The following is a 23,196-nucleotide window of genomic DNA, read 5'->3' on the forward strand; positions in this document are numbered from 1 at the left end:
CACAGGAGACGTGAAAAATTCGTGAAGTGAACGAAATACTTTTTTATGAAATATTAAGGAAAAATAATGTGGAAAGTCGTACCTTTACCGGGGGTACTATCAACTTCGATGCGCCAGCCGTAGTGATCGCAAATGCGTTTTACAATCGCCAACCCGATGCCCAATCCTTCACCTTGTGAAGATCCGCGGAAGAAACGCTCATACAGAAGCGGCAAATAGGCTGGCTCAATACCGATTCCCGAGTCTGTGACGGATAAACGCTGGTTATCGTAATCCACTCGAATAAAACCACTCTCGGTATACTGGACAGCGTTGCGCAGCAAGTTCATCAGAGCGGTATGCAAGGCTTGACGATTTAGCACGACCGTCACCGCCGGTGCGATATTAACTTCAAAATCAAGTCCTTTACGGTAAATTTCGGTGCAAATCGGCTCAACGGCATCGTACACGCACTCAGCGATCGCAACCGGCTCGGTGACGCCCAACGCCTGTTCCCGCGCCAAGAACAGCAAAGCTTGCAATTGCTCGCCCATGCGCGTCGCCGCACTCTCGATCATTTTTATCCGGTGTTGCGCTCTCACCGGCATGTCAGAAGAAGCAGCCAGCAATTCGCAACTGGTCAGAATGGTGGTAATAGGTGTCCGTAATTCGTGACTGATATTGGCGGTAAACTCTTGCTCACGCTGCAACATCCGCTTAATGCGGATTTGGTAATCATCCAGAGCCTGCGCCAACTGCGCAACTTCCTCATCCATACCCGGCTGCAGCAACAGTCCTGTTTGATTGCCCTCCGTTGCCAAAGTACTGACACGATCCGCCAGATCCGTCACCTGCCTGACCAGCACACCAGCCAGTAAATACCCGACGACGAATGCTATGGCAACCACTGCAAACCAGGAAAACAAAATAATCACTCGTAATTTACTCAGCCGTTGCTGATGCAACGCAATCCGGTAAGCAACAAGAAATTTCACCCCTTGGTCGGTACGAACCAGTACGTGAAAATCCTCCAGACCATAGTAAATTCGATGATAACCCGCGTTCAATCCACGCAAGTAAGTTGGAATTTTCAGCTCAGCATCAATGCTATGAATCACATAGCTTTTAAGATGCAAACCTACTTGGTAAATAGAATCAGATTGTTTTTGATAGCGCTGAACGAGATGATCCATTTCCATCTCGATTACCTGCTCAATATGCTCTTCCTCAATGTTATCCGAAACAAAGTAAAGAATAATGCAAAGCGTCCCGACGATAAAAACGCTAAATGTTGTCAGCGCTACGGCAACCCGGTAGCGCAGGCTGTTTTCACTCGGGAATCTGAACACGCGATGTCAAACAATAACCGAGACCGTGCACGGTTTCTATCGGATCGTATCCGCCGGCTTTGGTCAATGCCCGCCGCAGAATATGCATGTGGCTTCGCAAGGTATCGCTGGTTTCTTGTACATCTTCCCAAGCTTCCATTTCCAATTCTTCACGGCTGAAAACCCTGCCCGGCTCGCTCATCATCAAAGCTAATAGACGGATGCACTTGGGAGGAAGCTTGACGTTTTTGTTCTCAAAACGAATGGAAAGCGTTTTTGGATCAAAGGAAAGCTTGTCAAATTCCAGCGTGCGATTGGCTACTTTTCCGGCATGCCGCTTATGCAGCGCCAATAAACGGGCTTCCACTTCTTTTAACGCAAAGGGCTTGATCAAATAATCATCCGCCCCTTGTTCAAAACCCGCCAGCTTATCTTCGAGCGTGTCACGTGCGGTCAGCATCAAAATCGGCGTGTCGATTTGCGATTCCTGCCTGAGTTTACGGCAGAGCGTCATACCGTTCATTCCGGGCAATCCTAAGTCGAGTAAAATTGCATCAAACCGTTGTGTAACCGCCAAATGCAAACCAGCAACACCATTCACGGCTGCGTCGACCGTGTGTCCTCTTGATTCCAGAAAGTCATATAAGTTGGCAGCGATCGCCAGATCATCTTCAATAATTAATATATGCATAAGATTACCTGCAACTATCAATTGGTTGTGTTCACGCCCCACCGGCATGGAACCTGCGGCTTAAAGTATGAACAGCGTTGACTAATGCCGCAGCATTCTCCGGCGGTGTAAATTGCGAAATACCATGACCGAGATTAAACACGTGCCCGCTCCCGTTGCCGTAACTCACCAGAATTTTATCAACTTCTGCGGCAATGATTTCAGGCGTGGCGAACAGCACAGACGGATCGAGGTTTCCTTGCAATGCCACTTTATCGCCAACACGACGGCGTGCTTCTCCGATATCAATGGTCCAATCCAATCCGACGGCGTCGCATCCGCTGTCTGCAATCGCTTCCAGCCACAAACCGCCGCCTTTGGTAAAGACAATGTTGGGTATGCGCGAGCCATGCTGTTCCCGTTTCAATCCGGCAACAATTTGACGGATGTAACGTAAGGAGAATTCCTGATACGCCGCGTGCGACAACACGCCGCCCCAAGTGTCAAAAATCATCACTGCTTGCGCGCCCGATTCGATCTGCGCGTTCAAATAAGCCGTTACCGCCTTGGCATTGACGTCCAGGATATGATGCAACAGTTCGGGACGCGCATACATCATGGTCTTGATTTCACGGAATTCGGTGCCGCCGCGCCCTTCCACCATGTAGCATGCAAGCGTGAAAGGACTACCGGAAAAGCCGATCAGCGGCACTCGATTGTCCAACGCTTTTCTGATCTCCGATACCGCATCCATCACGTAACGCAACTCTGCTCCCGGATCAGGTACCTTCAATGCCCGGATTTCCGCTTCTTCACGCAACGGGTGTTTAAACATAGGACCTTCACCTTGGGAGAAATACAATCCCAATCCCATCGCATCCGGTATCGTCAAAATATCGGAAAACAGTATCGCGGCGTCCAGCGGGAAACGCGCGAGGGGTTGCATGGTGACTTCGGTTGCAAATCCGGGGTTCTTGCAGAGAGAAAGAAAATCCCCGGCTCGCGCTCGCGTTTCATTATATTCCGCAAGGTATCTTCCTGCCTGACGCATCAACCAAACCGGTGTGTATTCAACTGGCTGCTTCAACAATGCGCGCAGCAATGTGTCGTTTTTAAATGTTGTCATTCCAAAGCTTGTGTTTATAGTTGTTATAAAAGGCTGCAATCTTGCAAATACCTTACCATGACTGCAATTTTACCAGTGAATGGCCATCGCGTATATTCTCAATCCACCCGATGGTTATTCGGGAACACCGTTTCCCGAATTAGGACAAATCCAATGTGTGAATAATTCAAAGAAATTTTTGCTGCTCTAAGGAAGTGCTGATTAATTGCCTGCGCAAGCGATATGCGGCGTTGGGTGGTGCTCTGAAACTCTCCTATCCTATTGATACGTCTCGTCTCTTGCGCTCCATCCGCTTTGCATCTCATCTCGTTCGGCGAAATAATCAGCATTTCCCTAATAAAAACCCGTCAATCCGCCGCAATCGTGAACAAGCGCTGATACTCTTTGATTGCATAACGATCAGTCATGCCAGCAATATAATCAGCAATCGCCTGTTCCCCGTCGGCATCAAATTTTTCCTGATACTTTACCGGTAACAGCCGTGTTTCCGAACTGAAAGCGGCAAATAATTTCTCGATGGTATGGCGCGCTTTGTTATTCATGCGCATTACCCGGAAATGCCGGTACAGATTATCAAACAAAAATTTCTTTAATTCTTGCTGTTCTTGCTTTACTTGTACACTAAAACCGATTAACGGCGGTGCGGCATGAACGTCTTCCAGATTGCGGACACCCGCATCACGGATATTATCGGTGCTCTGCTGGATAAGATCGGTCACCAGCGTATTGATCATATTGCGCACGGTTTCATACACCATACGCCGCTCGGAAAGTGACGGATGCTTCGCCTTCACTCGCTGAAGATGGCGGGAAAAAATCGAAACTTCCTGCAGTTGCGCCAAATTGATCAATCCAGACCGCAAACCATCGTCTACATCATGATTATTATAAGCAATCTCGTCAGCAAAATTTGCTAACTGCGCTTCCAGGGAAGGTCTTTTGTGCTGCAAAAAACGCTCTCCCAATGCACCCAATTTCTGTGCATTTTTCCTGGCCACATGCTTGAGAATACCTTCCCGGGTCTCATAACATAGATTAAGCCCATCAAAAGCCGCATAACGCTCTTCCAGCACATCGACAACCCGCAGCGATTGAAGATTGTGTTCGAAACCGCCATAGTCGCGCATGCATTCATTCAGCGCGTCTTGCCCGGCATGTCCGAACGGCGTGTGCCCCAAATCATGCGCCAAGGTTATGGCTTCGACCAAATCCTCGTTCAATCCCAAGCTTCTTGCAATCGACCGGCCGATCTGCGCGACTTCCAGGCTATGTGTCAAACGCGTACGAAACAAATCACCTTCATGATTCACAAACACCTGGGTTTTATATTCCAGCCGGCGGAAAGCCGCCGAATGGATTATGCGATCCCGGTCCCGCTGAAATTCGCTACGTCCAGCCGGCGGCTCCTCATGAATTGCGCGTCCTCGTGAATTTTCAGAAGACACCGCGTAACCGGCAAGCTCACTCATGCGGCATACAAGCCAGAATCGTGTCGTTCAATAACTCGGGAGGAACATCGGCGCGCATCACGGCTTCCCCAATGCGATTCAGAACGATAAATCGCGTTTTACCGGCTTCAACCTTTTTATCCAGCGTCATTAATTGCAGATACTTTTCCACCGGCATCGCGGGCGCAACAACCGGCAGCCCCGCCTGGAGAAAAATTTTGCGGATCCGAGTCACATCCGCTTCGCTAATCAGCTTCATGCGGCGCGACAGCTCTGCCGCCAGTATGGTCCCGGCCGCCACTGCTTCGCCATGCAACCAAACACCATACCCCATGCCATTTTCGATTGCATGGCCAAAGGTATGGCCCAAATTCAACAACGCCCTTACACCTTTCTCCTTTTCATCGGAGGCCACTATTTCTGCCTTATTCTCGCAGCTTCGCCGGATCGCTTCGTTCAGCGTTGCCGGATCCCGCGCCAGCAAGCGATGCATATTCTGTTCCAGCCATTCGAAAAACTGCGGATCACGAATCAGGCCATATTTGATAATCTCGGCGATTCCCGCGCGCAACTCCCGGTCGGGCAAGGTATTCAGCGTTGCGCTATCGGTTAAAACCAAGCGCGGCTGATAAAACGCACCGATCATATTTTTTCCCAGCGGATGATTGATGCCGGTTTTACCGCCGACCGAAGAATCCACTTGCGCCAATAGCGTGGTTGGAATCTGGATGAACGGCACGCCGCGCAGATACGTTGCCGCGGCAAATCCGGTTAAATCGCCGACGACGCCGCCGCCCAACGCCAAAATAGCGGTTTTACGCTCGCAATGGTTAGTGAGCAGCGCGTCAAAAATCAGGTTCAATGTTTCCCAATTCTTATTGGCTTCGCCGTCGGGAAGAATGATCGGAATGGAAGTAACACCTTTACTTTCCAGAGCTGTGCGCAATTTATCCAGATACAATGGCGCGACGGTGGTATTGCTCACAATCGCCACCCGTTTTTGCGGCAAGCACGATACTATCAAGTCGGCCTGCTGCAAAATCCCGTGACCAACATGGATCGGATAGCTGCGTTTATCGGATGAAGCGGTAAAATCTACCGTAATGGTTTGCATAGCGTTCATATCACTACCGTGCATAATGTGATCGAGGTCATTGGAGATTAATTTATTAATAAGTTTTTGAATCAGAAAACGGACACCTTGCTTGCCACTGTCGATGATCAGATGCGCCGTTTCGCGGTACAGAGAATCACGCTGATCGTAAAGTTCGGTCAATCGGCCGTACAAATTGTCAGTCTGTAACAAGGGCCGGTTTTTGTCGTGCCGGGTACGCCGGTACAAATCATTGACCGATGCCCGCAGATAAATAACAATGCCACAGCGCCGCAACAACCGGCGGTTGTCGGGACTCAGAATGGCTCCACCGCCGGTCGCGAGTACCACATTGTTTTTACGTGCCAAATCAAATAACGCTTCCGATTCGCGCTTGCGGAATCCGGCTTCTCCTTCGATTTCAAAAATAACCGGAATTTTTACGCCGGTACGCTTCTGAATTTCATGATCGGAATCAATGAATTCTTTGTTCAGAGAACTGGCCAGCGCTTTGCCGATGGTGGTCTTACCCGCACCCATCATACCAATCAGGATGATGTTGGTATTCCCGATTTTTTTGTGGAGAGGTTGCAGTATTTTCGTTTTACTTACATTCATAGCTGTGATTGTAGCTGAAATCACCGCCTACTCGCGGAAACACTTTTCACTGGGTCGCATTCCCGCCAGAATTATCTTGCGCACTACTCGTCAAATGATCGTTTCATGCGGACGGTTGCTGTTGCGCAGTTTTATCTCCGTTTCCAGGTTGTCCGGGATTTTGCCTGCGCACAAACCAGGAAAAAAATAAGGGCACAAAAATTGTCGCGACCGCCGTTGCCAGTATCATGCCACCAAAAACACCGGTGCCCATCGATTGCCGAGCTGCCGATCCAGCGCCGGTAGCCAGCACCAGTGGCACTACTCCCAAAATGAAAGCCATCGAAGTCATCACGATAGGACGGAAACGCAGCTGCGCTGATTGCAAAGCGGCATGAGAGACCGCCATGCCTTGCTTCATTTTCTGATTGGCAAATTCAACCAGCAGGATCGCATTCTTAGCTGTCAATCCGACCAAAGTCACCATGCCAATCTGAAAATAAATATCATTCGGCATGCCGCGCAGCAGAATCGCCAGCAATGCACCGACCATCGCAAACGGGATTGCCATGATAACCGCCAATGGCAACGCCCAGGTCTCAAACTGCGCCGCTAAAATCAAGAAAACCATCACAACCGCGAGACTCAAAGCAATAATCGCAGCCGGTCCCATTTTTTTCTCTTGAAATGCGGCTCCCGTCCAGGCAATCTGATATCCATCCGGTAAAGTCCGGGCTGCAATTTCTTCCACCAATGCAATCGCTTCGCCGGAACTCACGCCCTTCGCGCCGCTGCCCATTACCTTAGCCGCTAACAAACCATTAAACCGTTCCAATTGTTCCGCGCCAATGATGTGTTTCACCTTACTTAAAGCCGATAACGGAATCATCGCTCCCGATTCCGAACGCACATACACTTTACCGAGATCCTCCGCCGTCATGCGAAATGGAGCTTCCGCCTGCAATTGCACGCGGTAGGTCCGGCCAGAGCGGTTAAAATCATTCACATAGAATGTACCCATGGTGCTTTGCAGCGTTGCATAGATATCCGCGATCGACACGCTTTGGGCGATTGCCTTGGCATCATCGACTTCAATGAAATATTGCGGTACCGATGTCCGCAAAAAAGTATTGACCGTTGCCAATTTGGGTTCTTGCCGTAACATTCGCATCAATTCATCGACGACACGGGCCAATTGCGCCGGATCAGAATTTGTCCGGCTCTGCACAAACAATTCAAACCCGCCGGTACTGCCCAGTCCGCGAATCGCCGGCGGGTTAAAGGCAATTGCGATTCCATCCGGCTGCTGGGCACCCACTTCCGACATTTTTTTTACTACATCTTCCGCCGTCGTGGTGCGTTCGGACCAATCCTTCATTCGCAGGAAAATCGTCGACACATTGGTTTTATTACCGCCGCCAATAAAATCCAAACCGTTGACGGCAAATTGAAAAGTAACGCCAGGCAGCTTGGCCATTTCCGTCGTAATGGCATCGGCGGTTTTAATGGTACGGCCGAGCGCGGCGCCGTCCGGCAATATCACCGCTCCGAGCACAAAGCCTTGATCTTCCGGAGGCACGAAGCTATCCGGTATATTTCTTACCAGAATGATCAAACACACAATTACCGCCGTGAATAACAGTGCGCTTTTAATCGAATAACGCAGACTCAGGCCGACCATGCCGACATAGAACCGGCGCGTGCGCTCAAAATGACGGTTAAACCAGGTAAAAAAAGCCGATTGCCGGTGTGTGGATTGCAGCAACATCGCGCACAAAGTCGGTGTCAACGTGAGCGCCACGATCCCTGAAATCACACCGGCCACTGCCACCGTCACCGCGAATTGTTGGTACAACTCCCCGGCAATCCCTCCCAGAAACGCCACCGGCACGAACACCGCTACCAACACCATGGTCATGGCGACCACCGCGCTGGAAACCTGTTGCATGGCTTTCATCGCCGCATCAAACGGTGATAGTTTTTCATGCGAGATCAGACGTTCGATATTTTCCAGCACCACGATAGCATCATCGACCACAATGCCGATCGACAGTACCATGGCGAAAAGCGTCAAGGTATTAATGGAATATCCCAGCAGCCACAGCCCGGCAAACGTGCCAATCAACGAAATCGGAATGGCAATCACCGGGATCAGGGTCGCCCGCCAGCTTTGCAAAAAGAGATAGACTACCAGTACTACCAGCAGCATGGCTTCCCCAAAGGTCTTCACGACTTCCCAGATCGATTCTTTGACAAACACACTGGTGTCGTAGGAAATGACGTACTCCACGCCTTCTGGAAAATATTGCTTTAATTCCTGCATTCTGGCTTTGACAGCCGCCGCGGTTTCCAGCGCATTGGCACCGGACCGCAGAAAAATTCCGACCCCAAGACCGGGCTGACCGTTCAGCAAAGTGCGCGTGGCATAATCCTGCGCGCCGAGTTCAATACGTGCGACATCCTTCAAATACAGCACACCGCGCATGCCATCGGAGCGCAGGATAATCTCCTCAAATTGCTCAGGCTCCAATAACCGGCCTTTGGCAGTCACGGTATAAACCAATTGCTGATCAAGCAGCGCCGGTTCCTGTCCGATTTTGCCGATCGCTTGTTGCGCATTTTGCGCGCGGATAGCACTCACGACATCGCTGGTAGTGACGCCCAGTTGCGCCATGCGGTCCGGGCGCAACCAGATCCGCATTGCATAATCCTGCGCTCCAAATATCCGCGCCTCACCCACACCCGTGGCCCGTCTCAAATCATCCAACAAGTTAATCGTAATAAAATTACTAATAAACAAGGTGTTGTGATCAGGATTCTTGGAAGTCAACGCAAAGACCAGCAGTAAATCATTGGAGCGCTTCTGCACCGTTATACCGGTCCGCCTGACTTCATCTGGCAAACGCGCCAGCGCGGTATTGACCTCGTTGCTGACATTGAAAACAGCCCGATCGACATCGGTTCCGATTTCAAAGGTAACCGTAATCGTCAATCGTCCGCTGGAATCAGCGCTGGAATTGAAGTACAACAACCCTTCGATGGCGCTCAATTTTTCTTCGATGGGCGCAGCTACGGTTTTAATCATGGTTTCGGCACTTGCACCCGGAAAGGTCGCAGTTACAATAACCGTAGGCGGCGTAATACGCGGATACTGCTCAACCGGTAACTGCACCGCTGCAGCCAATCCTGCTAGCACAATAATAATTGACAGTACCGAAGCGAAGATCGGCCTCGCAAGAAAGAAATTAACCATGTAGCTGTTACCGTACTTTTTTAGCGCTCCCGCAAAATTCAAGTATTCGTACTTAATTTATGGTTGGAGCTGATGTGGATCGGATTCAATAACAATCCAAAATTCGAATATTTTTTGGCGTTACTCGGATGGATTTTTTCATTATTGTAACAATCGCTGCAACTGTCGAGATTTTTTTCATCAGCTCCGGCTTCGTCAGCGCTTTTAGGTAAGTCATCCGATCACATGATTGCAAGCAGTTTTCCTGAGCCGTCCGCAAATCCCGCGGACTGGTCATGACATCGTTTTGGAACAAACTGCAGTCATGCCGACTACAAAAACAAAAACACCACCCAAGAGTCAGGTGGTGTTTCATTATTTTGACTGCGACTACAATGCAAGCTTTATTGATCCGGTCAGATTAAGTTTGAAGTTTCAAGCGGCATATTTGACCCTCGGATCTTGAAAGAAGCTTTTGACCCGTTCGGGTGATTGTTCAAGTTTAACCATGTGTTCGGTGGCAGCGAGTTTGAGTTTGGCCTTGGTGCGCACCGGCACTTTCGTCCCGATGGCATGCTTGAGGTCGGCATTGAGGCGCTCCTCCGGATTCAGTTCCGGGCTATAGCTGGGCAGGTAGAACAGCTCGATTTTGTCTTGTCGTTCAGCGACCCATGCCTTGACCTGTTTGCTGTGATGAACCCGCAGATTGTCGAGAATCAAGAATACCTTCTTCCCGGCATCCTTGATCAGCGCTTCGAGGAATTCGATCAGCCTGTCGGCGTTGAAGGCCTCGTCGATGATCATCCAGCGTGTTTTGCCCTGATTCGTCACTGCGGCAATCATCGATAGCTTCTGTCGCGCACCACCAGTCGCGTAGGTGACTGGCGTCTTGCCTGCCGGAGCATAGCAACGACCGCGCACATCGGTATTGACCAAGGCAGTTTCATCGCCCCAGTGAATCTCGCCGCCTTCCGCCTTGGCGCGCTTCTCAATTTCCGGGTATTGCTCGTTGAGCCAGGCTTGTACGGCTTCAGGCCGCTGCTCATAGGCCTTCTTGATCGGCTTCTGGGGAGTGAAACCCCAACGTGACAGATAGTTGCCTACGCCGCGCACCGACAGCTTGATGCTGTACTCCCGCTCTATCAGTTGCATGACCGCCGCCCGATTCCACAGCGCAAATTCCATCTTCAGTTGCTCCGGGCGCTTGTCACAAATGATCTTGCGGATGGCTTGTTCCTGTTCCTCTGTCAGTGCCCGCCCTTGACCAGCACGCTTGCCTCGCATCCCTGGCTTCAGGGCGGAAAATCCGCCTTCTTCATACCGATCTATCGCAAACCGAACTGTCGGATACGAAAGCCCACTGAGCTCAACAATTTGCATCACGCCGTAGCCCTTGCGATGCAACCGCACCACTTGCTTGCGCCGTTCATGCAGTTGCTCCAGCGTCGAATATCTTGCGTCGTCTTTTTCCATTTCAACAAGATGGGGGGCGATTCATAAATTTCAAGTATTATTGTGCCGAGTCAATAGAATTCTTCCCAATCATCCCCGCCGCCACCGGACGCAACTTTACGGGGCGCCGGTTCATTGGCTGCGCTTGCTTTGGGTGCTACGGCTGCTTTCTTCGTCGCCGGACCTCGGTTCGGCAGCTTCGCGACCGTTGCCGGACGGTTACTTCTTTTAACCGGCGTTGCCGTTCCATAACCACCTGATAGCCTGAATATGCTGACCGCTTGCGTGAGCGATTGCGCTTGCTCTTGCATCGATTCTGCCGCTGCTGCCGCTTCTTCCACCAGCGCTGCATTTTGTTGCGTTACTTCGTCCATCTGCGTTACCGCTTGATTGACTTGTTCGATTCCCGAGCTTTGTTCCTGCGAAGCCGCGGAGATTTCGCTCATGATGTCGGTTACGCGTTTCACCGCGCTCACGATTTCGTCCATCGTCGCACCTGCTTCGTCGACCAGCCGTGTTCCATCTTCTACTTTTGCAACCGAGTCGCTGATCAGTTCTTTGATCTCTTTCGCTGCCGCCGCTGAGCGTTGCGCCAGGGTTCGTACTTCCGTTGCCACCACTGCAAATCCACGCCCTTGTTCTCCAGCTCGTGCTGCTTCGACTGCGGCATTCAAGGCCAAAATGTTGGTTTGAAACGCAATACCATCAATCACGCTGATGATGTCGACTATCTTCTTGGAACTTTCATTGATCGAACTCATGGTCTGCACCACTTGACCAACCACTGTACCACCTTTAACCGCGACTTCCGATGCGCCTGCCGCCAGTTGATTCGCTTGGCGGGCATTATCGGCATTCTGCTTCACGGTGGATGTCAATTCTTCCATCGACGATGCGGTTTCTTCCAGGCTCGATGCTTGTTCTTCGGTGCGCTGACTCAAGTCCGAGTTACCCGATGCGATCTCTCCTGATGCCGTAGCAATCTGGTCTGTACCCATGCGTACCTTTCCAACCAAATCAACCAGATTATCATTCATAGTTTTAAGTGCTTGCAGCAATCGTCCTGTTTCATTAGTCGAATTCACATCAATCCGGCTAGTCAAATCACCGGCTGCCACTGCATTGGCAACAGCTATTGCTTCATTGAGCGGACCTATCACGGCGCGAATTAGCAGAATGTCGATAATAATTGCCAATACAACTCCTAAACCCACCATCGTTGCCGTAAGCGCAAACACTGTATTAAAGTTGCTTTGCGCTTCCGCGTACTCTTGTCCTGCGATTCCAGCTTGGAGTTCTATTAAGCTCAGCATGGTTTGATGCACTGCTTCAAAATGCATGGCGCCTTCGCCCGATGCCGCTGCCATGGCCGCATCGAAATTACCCGCCATCGCAAAATTCAGCACGGCATCCCGTGATTGTTTATAAGTCGGCCATTGTTGCCCGAAAGTAAGCGCCAGCTTCTCTTCTTCGGCCACCAGTACAGTACCCATGAACTTCTGCCATAGCACTTCTATTTCAGTATCGCCTTTTGCAATTGCCGCTGCGCGCTGTTTGACCACTCCAACATCTTTCGAGTTTACCGCAGCATCGGCATAAAAACGGCTGCGATGCATGCGATCAATGATCGTCCCCAAATCCGACAGAACAACCGTGCGATCCTCATACACCGTCTTTAAACCACCATTGGATTGATCAATTCCGTATAAACCCAAACCACCGACACCAACCAGCAGCACCGACAGCATGCCAATGACCAACATCAGTTTTGATCTAATCATCATATTATTTAACATCTAGCTCTCCTCAAAGTAACCTGCTAAAACCCAGTCCATCCAAAAAATCAATTAATGCTTTGTTCGATCAATCCCATATCAGGATTGCTCATCAGCTTTTCGATATCGATCATGATCAACATTCGATCATCAATCGTCCCAAGCCCCATGATGTACTCGGTATCAATCACCGAACCCAATCCCGGCGTTGGGCGCATTTGCTCGGGTTCCAGGCTGATTACATCGGAGACGCCATCCACTACCATCCCCATGACCCGGCCGGCAACGTTCAAAATAATCACCACGGTGAATTGATCGTATTCCACGCTGCCCAGGCAAAATTTAATCCGCATATCGATGATCGGTACAATGATGCCGCGTAAATTCACAACCCCTTTTATGAAATCGGGCGCGTTGGCTATCTGCGTGATGGCTTCATAGCCACGGATCTCCTGCACTTTGAGGATCTCAATCCCATACTCTTCATTTCCCAAGCGGAAAGTAAGATACTCATTTGTTGTACCTGCAACTACTGCACCGGCGGATTCCGTCGCTTTATTTGCAGTCTGTTCCTGAAACATGGTTTCCACTCCTTCTAGCTGCATTACTATCTGATATTAGTTAGTGATTCAAACCTTTATCAAAATAAATCGATAAAGTAGGAGTTTTCTTACGACAAAAAGAAATATTATCTTTAATTGATTTCTTGATGATTACGCAAAAGAAATCGTCACATATAACCATAGTTGATAAACTTTGTTACACTGACCGTCTGCCGCGAGTTCTGAGCAGTACCAATCAATACTAAGAATATCGCTATTTCCATTCTAACGATGTTTGTAAAAACCAAAGTATCGAATAAGATAGAAAAAAACCACTATATAGACAGGGATACAGGAAAGTATTTGTAAGAATCCGGCGTAAATTCAGCTTTACCCGGATCGGGGTTAGCATGATGCAGGAGGACAACAAAATGAAGATTCTCGGTATGAATCATTTCACGGTTTTAAGCAGCAACCTTGAAAGAAGCAAAGCGTTCTACATTAATATTCTTGGTCTTTCAGAAGGCTACCGCCCGCCATTTACGTTTCCAGGCGCTTGGCTCTACACGGGCGATCAAGCGGTGTTACATATCATGGCGGGCAAACCGTTGCCGGCTGATGCGGCTGGTGTCATCGACCACATGGCTTTTACCGCTTCCGGTTTGCAAACAACGGTGGATACGCTTAAACAGCACGGAATCCCTTATGAATTAAAGCGCTTGCAAGGATTGGAAATATGGCAGTTATTCTGCCATGATCCGGATGGCGCTAAAGTCGAACTGGATTTTCCGGCACACGAACCGGCCCCGGAATAATAACCCGCTATTTCTTGCAATCCGGTTTTTTCCCGGCGGCGCGGGCTTGTTGCATCAGTGCCGTGGCTTTGGGCATTAATTCCTGCAAGTCATCGATGCGAGTTTCGTGCGAAGGATGGGTCGATAAAAATTCAGCCGTCTGCGAGCCTTGACTGGCTTGCGCCATTTTCTGCCAAAGCGTAATGCTCTCAGCCGGATTGAAACCCGCTTTCGCCATCAATTCGACTCCGATCAAATCCGCTTCGCTTTCATGCAAACGGCTGAACGGCATCAGCACACCATACTGCGTGCCGACACCGAGCAGACCCATGGCGGTTTGGCCCATCGGCGTCCGCGGCGCAGCAATCGCGGCAATCACTGACATGCCGATTTGCGCGCCCAGTTTCTGTGACATCCGTTCATTACTGTGTTTCGCCAATACATGGCCGATTTCATGACCTATCACCGAAGCCAATTGATCCTGATTATCCACCAAATCGATTAAACCGGTGTGAACGCCAATCTTTTTGCCGGGCAATGCAAATGCATTCAATGACTTATCCTCAAACACAGCGACTTCCCAATCACCGCCGACTTCACGCGTAATGGCGTCGGTGATGCAACGCACAAACTGATTCTCGCGCGTATCCTGACTCATCGGTTTCTCATTCTTCATTTCGGTAAACGCTTGCAATCCCATGGCGTCCAACTCGGCATCCGGCATGAATGCCAGTTGGCTTCGTCCGGTCGGAGTCGTAGCACAAGCGGATAACGTAATTAGTATCAACAAAACAACAACCCATCTGAACTTCATAGCAAACTGCTCCATTAAAATAATCGCCGGAAATATGATATAACGTTTTTTCCAACAACATAAAAGGGGAATTTCAAAATGGGCGATCATGTTTATAAAGTGATTGAAATTGTCGGCTCATCGACGAAAAGTAGCGACGACGCAATTCATCAAGCCATCGCAAAAGCCGGGCAAAGCTTGCATAATCTGGATTGGTTTGAAGTCGTGGAAACTCGCGGTCATATCGTGGATGCCAAAGTTGCGCATTTCCAGGTGAAACTAAAAATCGGTTTTCGCTTGGACTAGTCAGGCTGCTGCAACCTTTTGCTTGAGGTTGCCACAAGTAATGTTTCATCTATCACGCACCATGCCTAATTACGCATTTCGAATCACGCCGTCTTCCAGTTCCACCACGCGATCGGCGATGTCCAGGATTCGGTAATCGTGCGTGACCAGTAATATGGTTGTCTCCGATTCTTTTGCCAGTCTTTTCAAAATTCCGACGGCTTCGTAACCGCTTTGTTTATCGAGCGAAGCTGTCGGTTCATCAGCCAGGACGATTTTAGGTTGCCCGACTAGCGCTCTGGCAATCGAAACCCGTTGACGCTGCCCACCGGAAAGTTGTTCGGGCCGATAATCCATCCGGTCGCCCAGACCAACCGCTTCCAGCATCGCTGCCGCCCGGTCGAGTCTTTGCTGCTCTGACATGGCATCGCGCATTTCCAAGGTCATACTGACGTTTTGCAACGCCGTCAATGCCTTAAGCAGGTTATGTTGCTGAAAGATATATCCGGTCTGCTGCCGGATTTTAATCCTAACCTGTTCATCGCTGCCAACCAGTTGCTGATCCAGCACGTGCACACTACCGTGGCAAGCTTGGCGCAAACCGCCGACGATGGTTAAAAATGTCGTCTTACCGGAACCGGATGGTCCGGTCATCAGCACGATTTCACCCTTGTTAATCGACAGCGTAACGTCCTTTAATACCGGGCGTTCTATTTCACCGCTGCCGAAGCTGAAATTGAGATGCTGAACGTCGATAATGCCGGTCATCAGAACATATCCGCCGGATCAGCGGCTTTCAGTTTGCGAATGGCCAGCAGCCCAGCCATTGTGCACATGGATAGAATAAATAAAAACACCGTACCGAGCTTGCTGAAAGTCATTGGCATGGGCATGAAAATCTGCGATTCCGCCAGATGATATAAAGCCGTTGACAGAATCAGACCGGGAACAAATCCGAGTACTGCCAGAAAAAACGCCGAGGCAAATACTACCCGGATAAAATAGCCATGCTCGTATCCCATCGCTTTCAGTGTGGCGAATTCATAGCGCAGATTGGCAATGTCGGTAAAAAGAATCTGATAAACAATCACAAGGCCGACAACCAATCCCATGATCGTGCCGAAACCGAAAATGAATCCGATCGGCGCCATATCCGCCCAGTAATCCTTTTCATGTTTCAACAACTCTTCGTAGGTAAAAATATCGACAAATTCGTTCAGTTGACGGCTAAGCTCCATTTGCACCTGCGCAATCGCCGCGCCGGAATGCAGCTTGATAACGCCCAGATCAATCGCATGATGATTGCGATTGGGAAAAATGCGCATGAAATTGAGATCGCTGGTAACGATATTGCCGTCAGCCGCAAAGGATACACCGAGGCGAAATAACCCGATTACATTCACTTTGTAATCATTGACCTCGGTGATAGTTCGGCCTGTCTCGAGCAATTGCCGCATCGGTCCAAATTCAGGGCGGGAATATTCGTCGAATAAAATCGTGTCCTTAACACGCAATGCAACGCGGTGGTTTTGAATTCCGGCGATATCGAATATATTCGCATCAGGATCAAAACCGTACACCATCAGCGTTCGCTTAACCTGAGTTTCAATGTTCTTGAACGAAGCAAGCGACAAATACACGGGAGTCACTTCAGCCACTGCCGGATGCCCCAGCACCCGCATCAGTTCACGGCGCGGAAATTTGACCGGACGCCACATCGCTTCTGTCTGCTTGTGCATCAAAAACAAATCGCCCGTTAATCTTAGAGGTGCGGATATCGCGCTATCGTACAAGGAATCCCTAAAACCCAGTTGCATGAACACCAGCACACACGCGAACATCACGCCGAAAATCGCGGCGATCAGTTTGGTGCGGTCAAACACCAGTTGCCGCCATGCCAGACGCGCCGGAAAATAGCACCAGCTCACGAGATTCATGGCACAAAGCGCACTTTGACTTGCCGGAAAATCTGATGGCGTAGCGCCTCGACAGCTTCTGTTTCCAACGTCAAACGGACTTCGACAATGCGATTATCGATATCCGCCAAAGGATCGGTATCGTTCAGATCATTTTTTTTCACCTGAAAACCGATTTCCCTGACTTGTGCCTGATAAGCCCGCTGCAAGCCGATCGCACTGACTAAGGCCTGCTGTCCTGGGTTTATTTGCAACAAATCGGCTTCATAAACTTCCGCAACCACATCCAGTTGTGTTAAATCCGCCATTTCCAGTAAACCGCTATCCTTAATCCGCTCGCCGGGGCGCGTCAGGATTTTCAAAACGGTGCCGGTGATCGGTGCATAAATAAACGCATTTTCGAGTTCGGCTTCGGCGATGTTTTGTTTGAAGCGGGCGTTGGCGATTTCAGCGGATAAGCGTTGTATCGTCGTTTCGGATTGTTGCAATGCCAAACGCTTGCTATCGGCTTGCGATTCACTGGTGGCGACATCTTGTTGCAACGACCGGTAACGTTGGAATTCTCTTTGGTTGAAAACCAGCGAGTGCTTTTCCGCTTTCAATTGCGCTTCAAGAACCGATACAAAGGTTCTGGCAGCTTCTACTTCCGCTTTTCTTTTAGCATGATCCGAAAGAATCGCCAGTTTATCGCCGGATTTCACCAATTCACCTTCTTGGATCAGCAACTGTTGCACGCGGGCGCCTTCCGGTCCGGCATTATGAGAAACCTTGATGACCCGGGAACGCGGCTCGATCCGGCCTAAAGCGCCGACTCCATGATTCCAGTCCGCTGGCGCAGCCGTATCCGCCGATGCACTGACGTAGAACAAAAGACAACTGATAATAACAAAACAGCAAAATAAGCTTCGCTGTAACGGGTGAGTTCGCATGATACTTTTATTGAGACGATGGATTGAAAGAGACTAAGCGCGCCGGATAGCAGTATAATCAGCCAATTTACAGAAAAAAATCACTGCCATGCAAGAAAAATATCACCCCCAGGAAATTGAAAAGAAAGCCCAGCAATATTGGGAACAAACGGCCGCTTTCAAAGCCGTCGAAGACTCCGGCAAGCCCAAATACTATTGTTTGTCGATGTTTCCCTATCCGTCGGGCAAATTGCACATGGGGCATGTACGCAACTATACCATCGGCGACGTACTGTCGCGTTACCGCCGGATGCGAGGTTACAACGTTATGCAACCAATGGGTTGGGACGCGTTTGGTTTACCGGCAGAAAATGCGGCGATGCAAAACAATGTATCGCCGGCCAAATGGACCTACGACAATATCGCGTATATGCGCAAGCAATTGAAAAGCCTGGGGCTGAGCATCGACTGGGATCGCGAGATCGCCACCTGCGATCCGGACTATTACCGCTGGAATCAGTGGCTGTTTTTACGCATGCTGGAGAAAGGCCTGGCATACCAGACTACCGGCACGGTCAATTGGGATCCGATTGATCAAACGGTACTGGCAAACGAGCAAGTCATCGACGGTTGCGGCTGGCGCACCGGCGCGCCGGTGGAAAAACGCGAGATTCCGATGTACTACCTGAAAATCACCCAGTACGCCGATGAATTACTGTCCTCGCTGGAGACGTTAACCGGCTGGCCGGAGCGCGTCAAAACCATGCAGGCCAACTGGATCGGTAAAAGCTACGGTGTCGACATCACCTTCCCTGCCGACCGCGAATCCGGTACGCCGCAAGACCTGAAAGTATTTACCACCCGCGCCGACACATTGATGGGTGCCACCTATGTCGCCGTCGCTGCCGAGCATCCGATCGCGCTGCATGCCGCCCAAAACAATCCCGCGCTGCAAGCTTTCATCCAGGAATGCAAACTCGGCTCCGCCAAAGAAGCCGATCTCGCCACGCAAGAAAAAAAAGGCATGGATACCGGCTTGTTCGTGATTCATCCGCTGAATGGTGAAAAATTACCGGTCTGGGTCGCCAACTACGTGTTGATGGGTTACGGCGAAGGCGCAGTGATGGCGGTTCCGGCCCATGACGAACGCGATTTTGCGTTTGCTACGCAATACCAATTGCCGATCAAAGCAGTTATCAAACCAATCGAAAGTGAATTGCAACTGCCGCTTACCGAAGCGTATGTCGAGCATGGCATCACCTTCGATTCCAGTGAGTTTTCCGGATTGGATTTTCAACAAGCGGTCGATGCCATCGCCGCGGCATTGCAGCAAAAAGGATTGGGCAACAAGCGCGTACAATTCCGTCTCCGCGATTGGGGTATTTCCCGTCAGCGCTACTGGGGCTGTCCGATTCCGTTGATTCATTGCGGCACTTGCGGCGTGGTGCCGGTGCCAGACGATCAATTGCCGGTGGTGCTGCCGCAGGATTTGGTACCCGATGGTTCCGGTAATCCGCTCGGCAAAACACCATCGTTCTATGAGTGCACGTGCCCGAAATGCGGCAAAGCTGCGCGCCGGGAAACCGATACCATGGATACCTTTGTCGATTCCTCGTGGTATTACGCACGTTACGCTTGTCCGGATCAACATCAGGCCATGACCGATGAACGTGTCAATTACTGGTTGCCTGCCGATCAATACATCGGCGGCATCGAACACGCTATTTTACATTTGCTGTATTCGCGTTTCTGGAGCAAGGTGATGCGCGACATGGGGTTGCTGTCGCTTGACGAGCCATTCACCAATTTGCTGACACAGGGCATGGTGCTAAACGAGATTTTCTACCGCAAAGCCGAGAGTGGCCGCATCACCTACTACAATCCATCGGAAGTCACATTGCAATTCGATGAGCAAGGGAAGCGTTGTGGCGCATTATTACAAACCGACAACCAGCCGGTCGAATCCGGTGGCATTGGCACCATGTCCAAATCCAAGAATAACGGTGTCGATCCGCAGAAACTGGTGGATGAATACGGTGCCGATACTGCGCGTTTGTTCATGATGTTCGCGAGCCCACCGACACAAACTTTGGAATGGGCGGATGCTGGCGTCGACGGTGCACATCGTTTTCTCAAGCGCTTGTGGCGACAAGCATATGTGCATTTGCAAAATGGCGCGGTCACAGTCGATCCCGATCTCCATGCGGCATTGCCGCCGGAACTCAAAACACTACGCGGTCAACTGCATCAAACTATTGTCAAAGTAACTGACGATCTGGAGCGGCGTCATACGTTCAATACCGCCATCGCCGCCGTGATGGAATTGATGAACAGCCTAGCAAAATGTCAGGATTCGGATGCTGCAAGCCGCAACCTGATGCAGGAAGCGTTGGAAAACATCGTGTTACTGCTTTCTCCAATCGTTCCGCATATTTGCCATGAATTGTGGCATGCGCTGAAACCGGGTACCGAATTATCTGATCAACCCTGGCCGCAAGCCGATCCGGCAGCAATGGTACAAGACGAAATCAAGCTGATCGTGCAGGTCAATGGCAAATTGCGCGCACAAATCAGTATTTCAAAAGATGCCGAGACAGAAGCGATTGAACGTGCTGTGTTGGCTAACGAGCATGTCCAGAAGTTCATTGAAGGACAATCGGTCAAGAAGATCATCGTTGTACCCGGCAGATTGGTCAATATCGTTGTCTAATTTTATTTTCTTTAAGCCATGAAACTGTATACGCTGCCATTAATTAGTTTGATCGTTTTATGTTTGCTAACCGCCTGCGGGTTCAAACTCCGTGGTCAAATCTCGCCATTACCGTTTAAGTCGATGTACGTTACTGCACCGGACGGTCATACCATCGGAATGGAAATGGAGCGCCTGATAAAAAATTCATCGACGACCAAATTGGCAGCCACCCGAGCAGAAGCCGAAGCCACGCTGGATATCATCAGTGCGGTGAACGAACGAGCGATTCTGTCTCTGTCGGGGGGTGGGCGCGTACGCGATTTTAATTTGATCTACCGCGTGATTTACCGGGTATTGGATCAGCGTGGCATCGAGATCGTGCCGAATACTGAAATTGCTTTGACTCGTATCCTGCCGTTCCTGGATGCGCAAATTCTCGCTAAAGAAGGGGAAGAGCAGTTACTCGTGAAAGAAATGCAAAGCGACGCATTGCAGCAGATCATCTGGCGATTATCCGCCTATAAAGCACCTGCCGAGAGCTCACAATAATCGTTTACACTTGCGAGGCATGTGATGCGCATCAAACTCGAGCAGTTAACGCAGACTCTTAAGAATCAATCCACATCGCTCTATACGTTTTCCGGCAATGAATCGCTGCTGATCCAGGAAGCCACGGATCAAGTCCGTACCTTTGCGCGCGCGCATGGCTATACCGAGCGCGAACTTTTTACCGTTGATCAGCACTTCAATTGGTCCGATCTCCTGAGTGCGTGCAATAACCGCTCACTATTTGGCGACCGGAAATTTATCGACATCCGTATCCCATCTGGAAAACCTGGCAAAGAAGGCAGTAAAGCTATTGAAGCTTATTGCAAAGCGTTGCCGCCAGACACCATAACACTGTTTACGCTGCCACGAATCGATAAACAAGGCCAAGCGAGCAAGTGGTTTAAAACGCTCGAATCCACCGGTATATTCGTCCCTCTTTACTCAATTGATCGTGACCAGCTACCAGAATGGCTCAGTCAACGCCTCGCCAGACAACACCAAAAAACCACCCCGGCAACGCTGCAGTTTCTTGCTGACCGATTAGAAGGAAATCTGCTGGCGGCCCATCAGGAAATGCAGAAGCTCGCTTTACTTTACCCGAACGGCGATCTGTCATTCGATCAGGTGAAGGATGTCGTGCTGAATGTTGCACGGTACGATGTCTACCAATTAGCAGATGCTTTGATATCCGGGGATAGCATCCGTTACCATCGCATCCTGTCAGGATTGCAAGAAGAAGGAACCGCTCCATTGCTAATTCTCGTCACCTTAACTGAGCAAATCCGTCAGCTCATCACTATACGCAAAGGACTGAACAGCGGCCAATCTCCGGATCAACTATTACTGAAAGCCAGAATTTGGGGTGAGCGCCAGAAAATCTTCTTAACCGCTGCCAAACGCACCAGTTCGCATGCCTTATTGCACAAACTATGCCGAGCTGCGCATATTGACCGCATCATCAAGGGCATCGCCCAAGGTGATGTCTGGGATGAATTATTACAATTAGGTTTACCTTTTATTGACCGTAGCAATTTAATGGTAGAAAGTAGACAGCATCCCAAAGAATGAATCAACGGCTGTCGCAAATTTGACTTTTATGAATGTCTATCTTAGAATTCCCGACTCTTTTGAATAAGCAGGGCAGGTTTTCGTGAAAACATTTTCAGCCAAACCACACGAGGTCAATCATGATTGGTTTGTTATTGACGCAACTGACAAAGTACTGGGCAGACTCGCATCACAAATTGCCCATCGTTTACGCGGTAAGCACAAACCGATCTATACACCGCACGTTGACACCGGTGATTATATTATTGTCATCAATGCAGACAAATTACGTGTGACCGGAAATAAGGCCGACGATAAAATTTATTATCGCCATACCGGTTACCCCGGCGGGATTTATGCAACCAGCTTCAAGAAGATGCATGCCCGTTTTCCGGCCAGACCGCTAGAGAAAGCGGTTAAAGGGATGTTACCGAAAGGACCGCTGGGTTATGCAATGCTAAAAAAACTTAAAGTGTATGCTGGAGATTCGCACCCGCATGCAGCTCAGCAACCTAAACCACTCGAAGTAAGAGCCTAATATGACTACCCAATTTAATTATGGAACTGGCCGTCGCAAAAGTGCAGTGGCTCGTGTCTTCATAAAACCCGGCAAAGGCGTGATTATCATTAATGACAAACCGATTGATGATTACTTCTCCCGGAAAACCGGACGTATGATTGTCAGACAACCACTGGAATTAACAAATAATCTTACATCATTTGATATTAGGGTAAATATCCACGGCGGTGGTGAATCCGGTCAAGCAGGTGCAGTAAGGCACGGAATCACGCGAGCACTCATTGATTATGATGCGACTTTAAAATCTACTTTGAGCAAAGCTGGCCTGGTTACTCGGGATGCGCGGGAAGTGGAGAGAAAAAAAGTTGGTTTGCGTAAAGCAAGACGGCGTAAACAATTCTCTAAACGATAATTTTATTTGCATTTGGGTTCTTAAAGCCGCCTCATTAA

20 protein-coding genes and 1 pseudogene are annotated in these 23,196 nt (G+C 49.8%); 7 read left to right on the forward strand and 14 right to left on the reverse strand.

Annotated elements, in window-relative coordinates; all coding sequences use genetic code 11:
- Window positions 1–53: 53 nt before the first annotated feature.
- The 10 genes and pseudogenes from ACV7NC_RS06745 to ACV7NC_RS06790 all read right to left on the reverse strand — a co-directional run bounded on the left by ACV7NC_RS06745 (window position 54) and on the right by ACV7NC_RS06790 (window position 13,281).
- Window positions 54–1,328, reverse strand: a complete 1,275-nt coding sequence (locus ACV7NC_RS06745; protein ID WP_458154749.1) for a sensor histidine kinase — start codon at window positions 1,326–1,328, stop codon at window positions 54–56.
- Complete coding sequence (locus tag ACV7NC_RS06750) at window positions 1,309–1,998, reverse strand: response regulator transcription factor (RefSeq protein ID WP_458154750.1); 690 nt, start codon at window positions 1,996–1,998, stop codon at window positions 1,309–1,311. The genes ACV7NC_RS06745 and ACV7NC_RS06750 overlap by 20 nt, the downstream gene beginning before the upstream one ends.
- Window positions 1,999–2,029: 31 nt before the next feature.
- Entirely contained in the window at window positions 2,030–3,103 is a 1,074-nt protein-coding gene (gene hemE, locus ACV7NC_RS06755; protein ID WP_458154751.1) for a uroporphyrinogen decarboxylase, read from the reverse strand.
- Window positions 3,104–3,450: 347 nt separating this feature from the next.
- Window positions 3,451–4,572: a deoxyguanosinetriphosphate triphosphohydrolase gene (locus ACV7NC_RS06760; RefSeq protein ID WP_458154752.1), complete on the reverse strand. Its 1,122-nt coding sequence runs from the start codon at window positions 4,570–4,572 to the stop codon at window positions 3,451–3,453.
- The gene (gene aroB, locus ACV7NC_RS06765; protein WP_458154856.1) at window positions 4,565–5,665 is read right to left on the reverse strand and encodes a 3-dehydroquinate synthase; all 1,101 of its coding nucleotides are present in this window, start codon (window positions 5,663–5,665) and stop codon (window positions 4,565–4,567) included. The genes ACV7NC_RS06760 and aroB overlap by 8 nt, the downstream gene beginning before the upstream one ends.
- Window positions 5,666–5,725: 60 nt before the next feature.
- Window positions 5,726–6,262, reverse strand: a pseudogene (locus tag ACV7NC_RS06770) (shikimate kinase); the annotation flags it as partial.
- Window positions 6,263–6,365: 103 nt separating this feature from the next.
- Complete coding sequence (locus ACV7NC_RS06775) at window positions 6,366–9,494, reverse strand: efflux RND transporter permease subunit (RefSeq protein WP_458154753.1); 3,129 nt, start codon at window positions 9,492–9,494, stop codon at window positions 6,366–6,368.
- Between the two features lie 414 nt (window positions 9,495–9,908).
- On the reverse strand, window positions 9,909–10,946 hold the full coding sequence (locus tag ACV7NC_RS06780; RefSeq protein WP_458151853.1) for an IS630 family transposase: 1,038 nt from the start codon (window positions 10,944–10,946) through the stop codon (window positions 9,909–9,911).
- A gap of 50 nt (window positions 10,947–10,996) precedes the next feature.
- Window positions 10,997–12,721, reverse strand: a complete 1,725-nt coding sequence (locus ACV7NC_RS06785) for a methyl-accepting chemotaxis protein (protein ID WP_458154754.1) — start codon at window positions 12,719–12,721, stop codon at window positions 10,997–10,999.
- A gap of 47 nt (window positions 12,722–12,768) precedes the next feature.
- Window positions 12,769–13,281: a chemotaxis protein CheW gene (locus tag ACV7NC_RS06790; protein WP_458154858.1), complete on the reverse strand. Its 513-nt coding sequence runs from the start codon at window positions 13,279–13,281 to the stop codon at window positions 12,769–12,771.
- Window positions 13,282–13,673: 392 nt separating this feature from the next.
- On the opposite strand from ACV7NC_RS06790, the gene ACV7NC_RS06795 reads away from it, so the two are divergent.
- Window positions 13,674–14,057, forward strand: coding sequence for a VOC family protein (locus ACV7NC_RS06795; RefSeq protein ID WP_458154755.1), 384 nt, complete (start codon window positions 13,674–13,676; stop codon window positions 14,055–14,057).
- Window positions 14,058–14,064: 7 nt separating this feature from the next.
- Here the strand turns inward: ACV7NC_RS06795 and ACV7NC_RS06800 are convergent, their stop codons facing one another.
- Window positions 14,065–14,850, reverse strand: a complete 786-nt coding sequence (locus ACV7NC_RS06800) for a M48 family metallopeptidase (protein WP_458154756.1) — start codon at window positions 14,848–14,850, stop codon at window positions 14,065–14,067.
- Between the two features lie 78 nt (window positions 14,851–14,928).
- Between ACV7NC_RS06800 and ACV7NC_RS06805 the strand changes: the two genes are divergently transcribed.
- Complete coding sequence (locus tag ACV7NC_RS06805; protein ID WP_458154758.1) at window positions 14,929–15,135, forward strand: dodecin; 207 nt, start codon at window positions 14,929–14,931, stop codon at window positions 15,133–15,135.
- A gap of 69 nt (window positions 15,136–15,204) precedes the next feature.
- On the opposite strand, the gene ACV7NC_RS06810 is transcribed toward ACV7NC_RS06805, so the two are convergent.
- Genes ACV7NC_RS06810 through ACV7NC_RS06820 form a run of 3 tightly spaced genes read right to left on the reverse strand, consistent with a single transcriptional unit; the run spans window position 15,205 to window position 17,899 of the window.
- Window positions 15,205–15,882 (reverse strand): ATP-binding cassette domain-containing protein, encoded by a 678-nt coding sequence (locus ACV7NC_RS06810; RefSeq protein WP_458154759.1) that lies wholly within the window; start codon window positions 15,880–15,882, stop codon window positions 15,205–15,207.
- Window positions 15,882–17,051 carry an ABC transporter permease DevC gene (gene devC / locus ACV7NC_RS06815; RefSeq protein WP_458154760.1) on the reverse strand — a complete coding sequence of 390 codons (1,170 nt, stop codon included), beginning with the start codon at window positions 17,049–17,051 and terminating at the stop codon, window positions 15,882–15,884. The genes ACV7NC_RS06810 and devC overlap by 1 nt, the downstream gene beginning before the upstream one ends.
- Entirely contained in the window at window positions 17,048–17,899 is an 852-nt protein-coding gene (locus ACV7NC_RS06820; protein ID WP_458154761.1) for an HlyD family efflux transporter periplasmic adaptor subunit, read from the reverse strand. The genes devC and ACV7NC_RS06820 overlap by 4 nt, the downstream gene beginning before the upstream one ends.
- A gap of 148 nt (window positions 17,900–18,047) precedes the next feature.
- Here ACV7NC_RS06820 and leuS point away from each other — a divergent pair, with 148 nt between their 5' ends.
- The 5 genes from leuS (at window position 18,048) to rpsI (ending at window position 23,158) form a co-directional block, all read left to right on the forward strand.
- The gene (gene leuS, locus ACV7NC_RS06825; protein ID WP_458154762.1) at window positions 18,048–20,648 is read left to right on the forward strand and encodes a leucine--tRNA ligase; all 2,601 of its coding nucleotides are present in this window, start codon (window positions 18,048–18,050) and stop codon (window positions 20,646–20,648) included.
- 18 nt (window positions 20,649–20,666) lie between these two features.
- Entirely contained in the window at window positions 20,667–21,179 is a 513-nt protein-coding gene (locus ACV7NC_RS06830; protein WP_458154764.1) for an LPS-assembly lipoprotein LptE, read from the forward strand.
- A 24-nt stretch (window positions 21,180–21,203) separates the two neighbouring features.
- Complete coding sequence (gene holA / locus ACV7NC_RS06835) at window positions 21,204–22,247, forward strand: DNA polymerase III subunit delta (protein ID WP_458154765.1); 1,044 nt, start codon at window positions 21,204–21,206, stop codon at window positions 22,245–22,247.
- A gap of 82 nt (window positions 22,248–22,329) precedes the next feature.
- Complete coding sequence (gene rplM, locus ACV7NC_RS06840; protein WP_458154766.1) at window positions 22,330–22,764, forward strand: 50S ribosomal protein L13; 435 nt, start codon at window positions 22,330–22,332, stop codon at window positions 22,762–22,764.
- 1 nt (window position 22,765) lies between these two features.
- Window positions 22,766–23,158 (forward strand): 30S ribosomal protein S9, encoded by a 393-nt coding sequence (rpsI, locus tag ACV7NC_RS06845; RefSeq protein WP_458154767.1) that lies wholly within the window; start codon window positions 22,766–22,768, stop codon window positions 23,156–23,158.
- The last annotated feature ends 38 nt before the right edge of the window (window positions 23,159–23,196 follow it).

The organism is Nitrosomonas limosa (assembly GCF_054188085.1).